General features: G+C 38.7%; 7 protein-coding genes and 1 tRNA gene. 5 read left to right on the plus strand and 3 right to left on the minus strand.

The window, feature by feature from the left end; translation table 11 throughout:
• Nucleotides 1-12 precede the first annotated feature (12 nt).
• On the minus strand, nt 13-3150 hold the full coding sequence (locus tag CYTFE_RS0121315) for a SusC/RagA family TonB-linked outer membrane protein (RefSeq protein ID WP_052343345.1): 3138 nt from the start codon (nt 3148-3150) through the stop codon (nt 13-15).
• A 248-nt stretch (nt 3151-3398) separates the two neighbouring features.
• Between CYTFE_RS0121315 and CYTFE_RS0121320 the strand changes: the two genes are divergently transcribed.
• The 5 genes from CYTFE_RS0121320 (at nt 3399) to CYTFE_RS27590 (ending at nt 10397) form a co-directional block, all read left to right on the plus strand.
• A complete protein-coding gene (locus CYTFE_RS0121320) occupies nt 3399-4568 on the plus strand; it encodes a glycoside hydrolase family 88/105 protein (RefSeq protein WP_044262981.1) in 1170 nt (389 codons plus the stop codon).
• Nucleotides 4561-5784: a rhamnogalacturonan acetylesterase gene (locus tag CYTFE_RS27575; RefSeq protein WP_052343346.1), complete on the plus strand. Its 1224-nt coding sequence runs from the start codon at nt 4561-4563 to the stop codon at nt 5782-5784. The genes CYTFE_RS0121320 and CYTFE_RS27575 overlap by 8 nt, the downstream gene beginning before the upstream one ends.
• A 7-nt stretch (nt 5785-5791) precedes the next feature.
• On the plus strand, nt 5792-6535 hold the full coding sequence (locus CYTFE_RS27580; protein ID WP_081736065.1) for a DUF4450 domain-containing protein: 744 nt from the start codon (nt 5792-5794) through the stop codon (nt 6533-6535).
• Nucleotides 6536-6637: 102 nt separating this feature from the next.
• Nucleotides 6638-8086, plus strand: coding sequence for a rhamnogalacturonidase (locus CYTFE_RS27585; RefSeq protein ID WP_044212200.1), 1449 nt, complete (start codon nt 6638-6640; stop codon nt 8084-8086).
• Nucleotides 8087-8156: 70 nt separating this feature from the next.
• A complete protein-coding gene (locus CYTFE_RS27590; protein ID WP_052343348.1) occupies nt 8157-10397 on the plus strand; it encodes a rhamnogalacturonan lyase in 2241 nt (746 codons plus the stop codon).
• Nucleotides 10398-11921: 1524 nt separating this feature from the next.
• Here the strand turns inward: CYTFE_RS27590 and CYTFE_RS0121345 are convergent.
• Both CYTFE_RS0121345 and folB read right to left on the minus strand, forming a co-directional pair.
• Nucleotides 11922-11993: transfer RNA gene (locus tag CYTFE_RS0121345), tRNA-Cys, on the minus strand.
• A gap of 230 nt (nt 11994-12223) precedes the next feature.
• Nucleotides 12224-12580: a dihydroneopterin aldolase gene (folB, locus tag CYTFE_RS0121350; protein WP_027473485.1), complete on the minus strand. Its 357-nt coding sequence runs from the start codon at nt 12578-12580 to the stop codon at nt 12224-12226.
• Nucleotides 12581-12594: the final 14 nt, after the last annotated feature.

Below are 12594 nucleotides of genomic sequence, written 5' to 3' on the forward strand. Positions count from 1 at the left end.
TTTTTTTATAAATTAAAATTCAACATTTACTCCAAATACTAATCCTTTAAGTGTGGTAGATGAGCCCGTAGATGTGGTGTTGTTATTGTATCCGGCCAGGTCTGTATCTAAATAATCACATTTTGAGTAAATAGTAAAGGGGTTCATGCATTGGGCGTATAATTTTAGGTTGCTAATTCCAAATTTATTTAATTGTTTTGGTGTGAAATTGTATCCTAAACTTATATTACGCATTTTAATGAACGATCCATCCTGGTAATTCATTGAACTGGCGTATGTGTCTGCTGCTTCACCGTTAGAACCAGGGGAGTAATATTCGGCATCTTCATGGGTGTTTTCTATCCAATAATCAATCTTACGCATAGCGTAACGTCCGTCGAGTGTTTCTTTACCACTTCTGAAAGTATTACCCCAACGAGAGTATACAAAGAACGAAAACTCTATATTTTTATAGTTTAATGTATTGATCATACCTCCCGACCAGTCAGGTCGCTTATTACCAACGATCCTTCTATCGTCATTCGGATCAATGGTATAGTCGTTGTTAAAGTCTTTGACTTTTATTTGGCCAGGTTTACGTCCATATTTCTGGGCTTCTGCCGCCTCAGAACTTTTCCAAATACCATCATATACATAGTCGTAATACACACCAATATCTTCACCAACAAACCATGCGTTGTTCGGTATCTCTTTGAGTCCATTATTTAATTTAGATATTTCACTTTGATCTTTAGACCAAGTAATATTGGTTTCCCAGGTGAAGTCATTTGATTTAACATTAATGGTGTTGATTTGCAAGTCAATGCCAGAGCCTTTTGTTTCTCCAATATTTGCCCAGGTTGAAGTATAGCCAGTGAGACTTGGGATAGACATTATCATCAATAAGTCAGTGGTTTTTGTTGTGTATACATCTACACTACCTGTTAATCGACTGTTGAAGAGTACGTAGTCTATTCCCACGTTATACTGAGCTGTTTTTTCCCAGCTTAATTCGCTATTGGCCATTTTTGGGGGGTATTTTACAGAAGGATCAGATGCAACGTATCCTAAAGATGAAGAGCTTGTTCCCCAGTTATAATATAAAGAGGCCAATGCTCCTTTTGTATCATATGCTCCAATTGCAGCATTACCCGTTATGCCATAACCAAAGCGAGCTTTTAAACCATTGATCCAGTTTAAACTACTCATGAAGTGCTCTTGATCTATTCTCCAGCCAAGTGCCAAAGAAGGGAAACTTGCCCATTTGTTTCCTTCAGCTAATTGAGAAGCTCCATCCCAACGTATGGATGCAGTTAATAAGTACTTGTCGTTAAAGGTATAATTACCTCGTGCCATATATGATTCCATCTGCTTTTCTGACAATCCTGTTCCCAGAGAATAGTTATCTCCTCCAGATCCTAAATTGTACCATAGCTCATCGGTGGAGGCCACATCTACGGCAGACATGTTTCCATTCTCGTAGTGATATTTTGATGAAGATTGCATGAATGTTAGTCCTACTTTATGAAGGTCTGCAAATGTTTTGTCATAATAAAGTAAGTTATCCAAGGTCCAAGCTTGTGTGTTATTTGTATTGTATTTGGCTGCATTATTGCCATCCCCATTAATTCCGTCGGCTGCATTGAATACGCCCAAACGATAATATTTGAATTCTGGACCAAATTGGATGCGATATTTTAAACCGCTTAGAGCTTGCCAGATATTGCTGAAATCAATTTGAGAATAAAAGCTTCCGGTTGCACGTAATGTTCTGCGATTGTTTGTGTTGTATTTTAGTTCATCTATTGGGTTTATGATATTTACATCACCTGCAGCAGGGTTTCTGATGTAATCACCATTTTCGTCATAAGGAACGGCCCATGGAAGCATTGATTTTAATGCAGAATAATAATCCCCAGCACCGGTTACTGATTTTGTAAAACTATAGCCATAGTCTTGTTCTCCCCAGCTTAGATTCATTGTGGTTCCAAACTTTAACCAATTGGTCGGCGAGGCTTCAAAATTTGTTTTAGCGGTGTATCTTTTGTAGAGTTGATCGGGCTGAGTGCCTTCTTGGTGTAAGTATCCAAAAGAGCCATATCCCTGAAACTTCTCTGTTCCTCCTGAGGCGCTAATGGTATGTTCTGTTGAAACAGCGGTGCGTTTTCCGTATCTTTTCCAATCGTAGTTTTCAACTTTACTGGGGTCCCACTGTCCGTTTACCCATCCTTTTTCTATATTCGCAAAGGAGGCGCTTACCGACCCCCATGTTGCTAGATCTGCTTCGTATGAGGGAGATGCTGAAGCATAACTGCCCATATTGTATTTAGCCAGTCTTGCATAGTCTAACCATTCGGCAGCGTCCATCATTTCAGTTACATCATACATTTTTTCTATGGTAACTGAACCATTATAATTGAAGCTTACGGTTCCTGCTTTTCCTTTCTTTGTGGTGACCAATACTACACCGTTTGCACCTCTTGATCCGTAAATGGCTGTAGCTGATGCATCTTTAAGAATGTCGATACTCTCTATGTCGCTGGGATTGATGTTGTCAATTCCTCCACTTTGAACAACCATTCCATCTACGACATATAGTGGACTTTGGCTGGCATTCAGAGAACGAACTCCCCTGATGCTGATACTCGAATTCTCCCCAGGTCTTTGGTTTGAAGTGATGTCGACACCGGCAGTTTTTCCTTGCATTGCCTGTACAGCATCTTTTACTGGCATCGCTTTTATTGCGTCTGCACTGACGCTGGCAACCGCACCGGTGACATCGCTTTTCTTCTGTACGCCGTATCCAACTACTACCAGTTCGTCTAGGTTTGTAAATTCTTGTTCTAAAACAAAATTAATTTTTGGTTGACCGGCAACGGAGGTTTCTTGTGTCGCAAAACCAATGAAGCTCGCTACTAAAGCAGCATTGGAAGGAACTTTGATTTGATAGTTACCGTCGATGTCGGAAATTGTACCGTTGGTGGTGGATCCTTTTTCCATAATAGTTGCTCCCACTATTGGATCGCCTGAATTGTCTTTTACCATACCGCTGATGGTAATTGTTGATTCTTGGGCATAAACAGTGTTATTCCCACTGAATAAGAAACAACCTGTAAGGAGCACAATCAGAAGCTCCAAAGTTAGATTCTTTCTGGATTTGAATAAAGTCATACTAAACTAGATTTTAATAGGTTCATAAAAATTTTCTTTTGTGATGCACGGTGTTTGTGCAATCTGTTTCAATAATCGAATGTAAAATTAGATTTCTATAAATGTTAAAAAATGGAAACGAGTCCTAAAACATGTATTTATTTGCGGTTTATTTTGAGGAGTATGATTTTCTAGGCTTGTGTATTTAATTCCATTTTTTTTGTTGTAACGACCCGTATTTTTGATTTTAAATTTCTAAAACATTAAAAATGGGATTGTTCATTAAAGGGTATTTATGTAATAAGCATCTGTTGCTATCATGCTTCTTGGTATGTGCATTTTATAGCTCGTCTTCAATGGTGGCACAGAAAAGTATTCATCGTCAGCAGGTTTTAAGTTCATTGCTTCGTGTAAATAGTTATTTTATGGAGAAGTATAGTGATTATACTGCGACATCAAATGTTGGTAGAGTCCGGCCAAGTAATATTTGGACTAGGGGTGTTTATTATGAAGGACTGATGGCTTTATATTCTATATATCCAAAGGAAGTTTTTTATGAGTATGCATATAATTGGTCTGATTTTCATCAGTGGGGTTATCGGGATGGAGTGGTAACACGTAATGCAGATGATTATTGTGCTGGGCAAACATATCTTGATTTATATCGCATAAATCAAGATCCGAATTGTATACGTAAGGTGAAAGCTAATTTAGATATGTTAGTCAATACACCTCAGGATGATGATTGGTGGTGGATTGATGCTGTACAAATGGGAATGCCTGTTTTTGCAAAGCTTGGAGCTACACTGGATGAGCCTAAATATTGGGATAAGATGTGGGATATGTATGAAGATTGTCGCAATAAAATTTCCGGAACAGGTCTTTTTAATCAAGAAGACGGTCTCTGGTGGCGAGATGCCGATTTTATTCCGCCTTATCAAGAGCCCAATGGAGAGGATTGTTATTGGTCTCGAGGGAATGGTTGGGTGTACGCCGCATTGGTTAGGGTTCTGAGTGAAATTCCTAAAGATGAGAAGCATTATAAGGATTATGTGAGTGATTATATGTTGATGACAAAGGCTATAGTAAAATGCCAAAGAGAAGATGGTTTTTGGAACGTGAGTTTACATGATCCCGAAAATTATGGAGGAAAAGAAGTCACAGGTACTTCCTTGTTTTTATATGGTTTGGCCTGGGGAGTAAATAATGGTTTGTTATCCTATGAGAAATATGGCCCTTTCATTACAAAGGCATGGACTTCAATTGTAAAAGATGCCATTCATCCCAACGGCTTTTTAGGTTATGTGCAGGGAACAGGAAAGGAACCTAAAGATGGTCAGCCAGTAACTTTTCAAAGTATGCCCGATTTTGAGGATTACGGTATTGGATGTTTTCTGCTTGCAGGTGTCGAAGTGTATAAAATGAAACAGTATGAGTAAGATGGATATGATGAAAACATATAAAAAGGTAATTGTATTTTCGTTGTTGGCGTTTGTTATTGTGTTGTGGACGTATTCTTGTAGGCAACATCAGAAACGGCATATGATTATACAACCTCTACAAATATCAAAAAAAGGTTTTGTTTCTTTTAAAAATGTAGCGGATGGAAATTATAGGGTGCATGTAAAGGTTGGCTCTGATAAAAGTGAAGGACATACGGTTATTCGTGGAGAATCCAGAAGGATGTTTTTTGATGGCATAAAAACAGAAAAAGGGGAGCTGAAAGATGTTTATTTTAATATAAATAAGCGGGACACGATCATTGAACCAGGTCAGATGGTTCGGATAAAAAGCCGAGAGAAAGATAAGCTGAATTGGGATGCAGACTTAACTTTCGAGTTCAATGGAGCATCGCCTCAAGTAAAATCTATTGAAATAACACCTATTGACTCAGTCATTACAGTCTTTCTTTGTGGAAATTCAACTGTTGTTGATCAGGATAATGAACCTTGGTGTGGTTGGGGGCAAATCTTGCCTCGCTTTTTTAATGAACGTATTTGCGTGGCTAACTATGCCGAGTCCGGAGAAACAGCCACAAGTTTTATGGTACGAAGAAGGTTGGATAAGATTTTGACACAGATTAAAGCGGGAGATTACCTTTTTGTTGAATTTGGACATAATGATCAAAAGGAAAAAGGAGAGGGGAAGGGGGCATATTTGAATTTTACAGATCGCTTACTGGAATATGTTGCTAAAGCACGTGCTAAGGGAGCTTATCCTGTATTTGTAACGCCAACACAGCGTCGGAGTTTTAATGAAGATGGTAAAATAGTAGATACGCATGGAGCTTATCCTGATGCCATGAGGAAAGTGGCTAGGGAGAACAAGGTGCCCTTAATTGATCTTCATGCTTACACTCGTAACTTGTATGAGGCTATGGGGGTATCGGGTTCTATAAATGCATTTGTACATTATCCAGCAAATACATTTCCAAATCAAAGTAAAGCTTTAAAAGACAATACGCATTTTAATCCTTATGGAGGCTATCAGATAGCCAAGTGTGTTATATATGGGATGAAGGAAATTGATTTACCTATTGTGGAATACCTTAGAAAGGATGTGGCGGATTTTAATCCGTTTAGCCCAGATGAATTTAACAAGTTTAAGTGGTATCCAACCCCCTCTGTTGAACTAGAAAAACCGGAGGGAAACTAAAGTATTTATGATGACAAAGTATGTAAATGCAATCTTGTATTTTTTCTTACTGATAGGGTCATTGGGAGCCCAAAATCCCGATTGGTCATTACTGACGCCTAAATTGGCCGGAACTTTAAGGTTGGGTGTGGAAGTTAAAGGGGAGAGTAAGTGGTTTTCTGATTTTACAACGGTTCATTTGGATGTATCGAAAAATCAACTTAGGTATATTCTTGCGGATAATATTATGGGGGGTGGAACAATGGAATTAATAGTGAGATCATTGGAGGATAGTCAGGGGGCTGTAATGAAGCTGAAGGGGGAAAATATTGTTCAAGACGTTAGACTTATATGGATGTTTGGGGGAGCTTCCAATAAGGAGGTGGATGCTGATCAATGGATATCTGAAATTTTGCCTGAGGATTGTCTTTTAAATGTTTTTAGTATCGAGGGGCAGTCATTTACACTTTATTATGGTAGCAGTCAAAAACTTAGGGTCCTTGGGGGCTTGGTTCCTTCGGGAGGATGCTTAAGATTGGCTGATGCCAGAAAACAAGCTCAGCCTCTTTGTTTGTTGAAATCAGGAAAGAAAACGAGGTATCAGGTGGTGTCATCGGATGTTGCAATGACCACTGGGAAGGACTATTATTTTTGTTTTTATTTTTTAAATCCTAGGGCAGATTACAATTATTTTATGCTTCCAAAACTTTTTAAAGAGGGTAGCTATGTGGTGAATAAAGAAACTGAGTGGATGAAATCAACACCTGATTGAATCTGGGAAATGCATTAGAAAATCTATTGTGCATTAAAATTGTGACGAAGTTCTAATGCATCATCCGGGTTAAATGCTTACAGGTGTTTAAAGTTTAAGTACATGCGACTATTATTGGTATTTACGGCCTTTATACAAGGTCTTTTTTTACAAGCTGAAATTTATAATATTAAAGATTTTGGGGCAATAGGAGATGGTGTTGCCATTGATTCATGGGCCATAAATAAAGCCATTGACGAAGCAGCAAAAAATGGAGGTGGTACTATTTATTTTCCTGCGGGAACTTATGCCTGTTATTCGATACGCCTAAAAAGTAATCTGACACTTCATATAGGTTCGGGAGCAACAATATTGGCTGCTTTTCCAACGGAAAAGAAAGGATATGATCAGGCGGAACCAAATATGGATAATCTTTTTCAGGATTTTGGACATAGTCATTGGAAGAATTCTTTACTATGGGCTATTGGAGAACGAAATATAAATATCTGTGGGAATGGACTTATTAATGGGGAGGGCTTGACCAGAGAGGAAAGTAGGTTGCCTGGTGTAGGAAATAAGGCATTGTCTTTTAAGGAGTGCAAGAATGTTACAGTAAAAGATATATCGATGTTAAACTGTGGGCATTTTGCAGTATTAGCTACTGGTGTTGATAACTTGCATATAATCAATGTGAAAGCTGATACGGATAGGGATGGCTTTGATATTGATTGTTGCAGGAATGTTCGAATTTCAGGCTGTACGGTTAATTGTCCATGGGATGATGCAATTGTGTTGAAAGCAAGTTATGGCTTGGGGTATTTTAAAGATACCGAGAATGTGATCATAGATGGTTGCTTTGTTTCAGGTTATGATATGGGCTCTGTTTTAAATGGAAAGTGGGAAACAAATGAAGCGGTAGCTCCTGATCATGGTCCAAATACAGGACGAATTAAATTAGGTACTGAATCTAGTGGGGGATTTAAAAATATTGTAATTAGTAATTGTATTTTTGAAAGAAGTAGAGGCTTGGCAATAGAATCGGTGGATGGAGGTTGGTTGCAGGATGTGGTAGTCTCCAATATAACAATGAGAGATGTGGGTAATGCGCCATTTTTTATTCGTCTGGGCGGTCGTCAACGCAGTCCTATTGGTACGCCCATTGGGAAGTTGCAAAGGCTGCAAATAAGCAATGTGAATGTTTTTAATGCGGATTCGAATTTTTCAAATATTATAAGCGGTATCCCTGGTCATCGAATTGAGGAAGTCTCTTTTTCTAATATACATATTCATTTTAAAGGTGGGGTTAAAATTTCAGATGTTGATGATGTCATTCCTGAAAACATTAAAAAATACCCGGAACCTTGGATGTTTGGGGTGGTGCCTGCTTCTGGTTTTTTTGTGCGTCATGTTCAGGATGTGATTTTTGAAAATATCAGGTTCTACTTTGATTCTTATGATGAAAGACCTTTGTTTGTTTTGGAGGATGCGGAAAGTGTCGATATTTTTAAAGTAAGGGTAGGAGGAGTGCTTGTGGAAAATCCCTGTGCGCTTCCGTCGAGGAAGTGTAAATAAGTGTAATGTAAAAGTGTGAGACTTATTTTTGTTAGTTGTAGGTTTGTTTAATCATTGTTAAGTTAAGAGGATGTATAAGGTATTGATATCAAGATTGTTTTGCGCTTTTTTTGCTATTCTTTTTTTTACGGGGTGGGTGGATGGTCAGATATTAAAGGGGCCAAATTATTCATCATGTATTCAAAAAGAACAGCTGGGGAGGGGATTGATTGCTATCCAAGATGAAAATGGTGATGTTTTTATTACCTGGCGATACTTACCAAGTGATGATGTGAAGCGTGGTTTTGATGTGTATAGAAAAACAGGAAGTAGAAGAAAGGTTAAATTGAATGAGATGCCCTTGCTTACATCAACTTTCTTTAGGGATAAAACGGTTAATACTTCGGTAAATAATGAATATTTGATTACTGATAGTCGGACTAATAGAGTGCTTGCATCTTATATGCTCACACCGCAAAAGGCTACAACTCCTTATGTGTCTATACCAATCCGTCAATTTCCAGGTGATAGTTTGTGGAGCTACAGTCCTAATGACGCTTCTTTGGGAGATTTAGATGGTGATGGCGAGATGGAAATTATTCTTAAAAGGGAGAATAGTGGTAAGGATAATTCGCATAGGGGTGTTTGTGATGGAGGAACTTTGATAGAGGCTTATGCCTTAGATGGTCGTTTTTTATGGCGGATTGACCTCGGGACGAATATACGACAGGGCGCGCATTATACTCAGATCCTGGTTTATGATTTTGATGGTGATGGACTGTCTGAGGTCGTGGTGAAAACAGCAGAGGGTACTGTATTTGGAGACGGCAGTGTTATGGGTGATATCAATGGGGATGGTATCACTGATTATGTAGATAGGGATGTGCTGTCTTTGAGCTATGGAAAAATTATGTCAGGACCTGAATTTTTGTCGGTGATAGAAGGTAAAACCGGAAAAGAGCTCGCTAGGTGTAATTATATTTCCAGGGGTAAGCCCAATGAATTTGGAGATAGAACTGGTAATAGGGTTGATCGCTTTTTAGCAGGAATAGCTTATTTGGATGGCTTTAAGCCAAGTATATTAATTTGTAGAGGGTATTACGAGAAGACGGTGTTGGAGGCTTGGGATTTTAGGATGGGTAAGCTAAGTAAGAGATGGCATTTTAGTACAGATAGTCTTATATATGAGAATTTTAAAGGTCAGGGAAATCATAGCCTAGCTGTTGGAGATGTAGATGGAGACGGTAAGGATGAAGTCACTTATGGCGCTTGTTTGATAGATGATGATGGCTCTGGTGGATATAATACTCAACTTGGGCATGGAGATGCGATGCATTTAACTGATATAGATATTGAGCGTCCAGGTTTGGAAGTATGGGATTGTCATGAGCATGTACCCACAAGAGCCGGTTCTGAGTTGAGAGATGCAGCTACCGGGGCCTTACTCTGGGGTATTCCATCGGTGGAGGATGTGGGACGAGCGATGGCTGCTGATATTGACCCTCGTTTTAAGGGTGTTGAGCTTTGGACTACTCATTCGGGTGGTGTTTATACTGCTAATGGAAGACTGATTACACAGTTTACCCCTTCAGTTAACATGGGCTTATGGTGGGATGGTGATTTGAATAGGGAGTTACTGGATGGTTCGGGGGTGACAGGGAAGGAAAGAATAGGTATTACCAAATGGAATGGTGACGGAATAGATGAGCTTCACTTGCCTAGGGAGGCGGATTTAGCTGCCAATAATTGGACCAAAGGAAATCCTTGTCTACAGGTAGATATGGTGGGAGATTGGCGTGAAGAGTTATTAGTAAGAACGAAAGATAATAAGGAAATAAGGTTGTATGTGACTCCTTTTAATACGAAGTATCGTTTTTATACTTTGTTGAGTGATCATATGTATCGTTTAAGTGCTGCTATTCAGAATGTGGGTTATAATCAACCAACGCAGTTGGGATATTATCTGGGCTCTGATTTAGGGAAGTTCTGGAATGATACGTATCGCCTTGGACGTGCAGGACATTCAAAATCTGGGTGGGCGAAGGATGGTCATGTAAATGATATGAATACGCGGTATAAGGGGGCTCAAAGGAATGTCTTGGATACGATTACCTGCATTGATTCGGAGTATGGCTTGGATGTAAAAATAAATTATGAGCGTTATAAGTGGCTGGCGAACGACAAAGTAGTGAGTACAAACAGGTCTTGCTTAATTCAGTCAAAGGATTATTCAGGTGACCAAAGCGTAAGGGTTGTGTTACAAGCTTTGTATAAGGGTTTTGTGTTTGAGGATAGTGTGGTAGTTAAGTTTTCAACCCGGATGATGTATTAGAAACATTGAAATATCGCTTTTCAATCTTCATATGTAGTGGCTGCAAGAAAACGACTGTTTTTTCAGTCTTTGATAAGAAAGCTTCAAAGACAAGGCTTTCGATATTTCTGAAACCAAGGAGTTTACTGATTGTAAATGACTGTTTCAAAAATGAGAATAACGCAGTATTTGGAGTTTTCTTGCAAAGACTATGTAGGATCACGCAAAAAAGTTGGGTCTGTTAAAAAAAAGTATTTGTTTAGCTGTTAAATAGAAACGGATTTAATAAATTGAGAAAGAAGAACTATCATCGGAGCTACTGGCTCTATTCTTACCAGAAGGGATATTAGATTATTTCCAGATCGTATCCTATCGGAAATCTTCAAGCGGAAAGCATATTTTAAACTAAGGATTTGAAGTTAAGGGTGTTGACATTCTATTTTAATAATAATTTCAAGTATAACGAAAGTCTTTACAATTTATCCATAACCATATTCAAGAACTCTCATCTAAAGGATATCTCCTATTAATGTACAAAGCTATCAATTAATGAACCGCAGGGTTGGCCAGGACAATAGCCCCGGGGCCGGCGTTGGCGAGAAGCTTCCCTGGGCGCACTTGAGGTGGTAGTGCTGTTGGCCTAGCGCGAAGGAAGTGTGCGCCGGACGGAAAGGGAAGTTGATGCAGGGCAGGTAGTGATCTATTGTTCTAGACCTTTTTGGTCCTTTTTATGGCAATGATAAAAAGGACATTAACGCAAGTTTCAAAAGCAAAGAAAAATATCATATAAGTTAGAAACATTGCTCTCAATTAGATAACGGAAGTACCAATGCTGCAGCAGAATCTTTCAATGCAAAAGTAAAGGATTTCAGAAGGCAATTCAGAGGTGTTGTTGATGTAAAATTCTTCTTATTCAGATTAACAAAAATATTTGCATGACAACTACAAACAACATTTACACCCAACTTTTGGCACTGATACTTTGAAGCTAATAGTTTGTAATTAAATATGTTGATATTAGATTTCAATAATAATTTCAAGTATAACGAAAGTCTTTACAACTTATCCATAACCATATTCAATAACTTTCAATGAATAAATAATCCCCATTTAAACACACAACAATCAGTAAAAAGACCGCAGGGTTGGCCAGAACAATAGCCCCGGGGCCGGCGTTGGTGAGAAGCTTCCCTGGGCGCACTTGAGGTGGTAGTGTTATTGGCCTAGCGCGAAGGAAGTGTGCGCCGGACGGAAAGGGAAGTTGATGCAGGGCAGATAGTGATCTATTGTTCTAGACCTTTTTGGTCCTTTTTATGGCAATGATAAAAAGGACATTAACGGAAGTTTCAAAAGTAAAGAAAATTATCATATAAGTTAGAAACATTGCTCTCAATTAGATAACGAAAGTACCAATGCTGCAACAGAATCTTTCAATACAAAAGTATAATACCCAACTTTTGGCACTGACCCACTATGTAGAAAGTTGAGAAGCCTTAAAAACAAAAGGATTGAAGTATAAACTTCAATCCTTTTGTTTTTTCTCAGAGGTTCCTGGCGGATTCGAACCGCCGTACCTGGTTTTGCAGACCAGTGCCTAAGCCACTCGGCCAAGGAACCTTTTTGATTCGGCTTGCAAAATAAGTAAATATTTTTTGTACTCGCAAATAAAATGTGGAGATGCAAGTGGTTTTTTTTTGGTGTTTGGTGTAAGGATAATATTATCAATGTGTTGGTGTGTCTGTACCGCGTTTTGCATCTGGTACCATTGGGGTTGCTATTTTCATGTATAATGATAAATGTCCCACCTATTACAAAATAGAGTATCTCTTATTGTGGATGGAAATACGCTAACGTTGCATTGTTACACTTACAGCTTTCATTTGTCCGCCCATGGGAGGATTCATTTTGGATACTTTCACCTTTACCCAGTCCACGTAATCAAATTTTTGGTGGATCGCATTTAAAATACGTTCCGTTAAATGTTCTACCAGATGGGAGTTTTGTTGTATTTCTTGCCGTGTCAGTTCATAAACGCTCACATAATTTAGCGCATCATTGATGTTGTCTGAATGACTGGGTTTTTCCACATCTACTTGTATGGCAATGTTAACCATGAATCTATTTCCTACAACTTGCTCTTCTTTAAAACAACCATGGTAGGCATAAAACTCCATTTCTTCCAGCTCAATAATTCCTTTTTGCATATTTTCTATTTTGG

Origin of the sequence: Saccharicrinis fermentans DSM 9555 = JCM 21142 (assembly GCF_000517085.1) — a bacterium.
Classification (GTDB): domain Bacteria; phylum Bacteroidota; class Bacteroidia; order Bacteroidales; family Marinilabiliaceae; genus Saccharicrinis; species Saccharicrinis fermentans.

Bases quoted from the DNA above. Each gene is read 5' to 3' on its own strand.
- CYTFE_RS0121315 (WP_052343345.1), bottom strand. From the start codon at position 3,150: ATGACTTTATTCAAATCCAGAAAGAATCTAACTTTGGAGCTTCTGATT.
- CYTFE_RS27585 (WP_044212200.1), top strand. From the start codon at position 6,638: ATGCGACTATTATTGGTATTTACGGCCTTTATACAAGGTCTTTTTTTA.
- CYTFE_RS27575 (WP_052343346.1), top strand. From the start codon at position 4,561: ATGAGTAAGATGGATATGATGAAAACATATAAAAAGGTAATTGTATTT.
- CYTFE_RS27590 (WP_052343348.1), top strand. From the start codon at position 8,157: ATGTATAAGGTATTGATATCAAGATTGTTTTGCGCTTTTTTTGCTATT.
- CYTFE_RS0121320 (WP_044262981.1), top strand. From the start codon at position 3,399: ATGGGATTGTTCATTAAAGGGTATTTATGTAATAAGCATCTGTTGCTA.
- CYTFE_RS27580 (WP_081736065.1), top strand. From the start codon at position 5,792: ATGATGACAAAGTATGTAAATGCAATCTTGTATTTTTTCTTACTGATA.
- folB (WP_027473485.1), bottom strand. From the start codon at position 12,580: ATGCAAAAAGGAATTATTGAGCTGGAAGAAATGGAGTTTTATGCCTAC.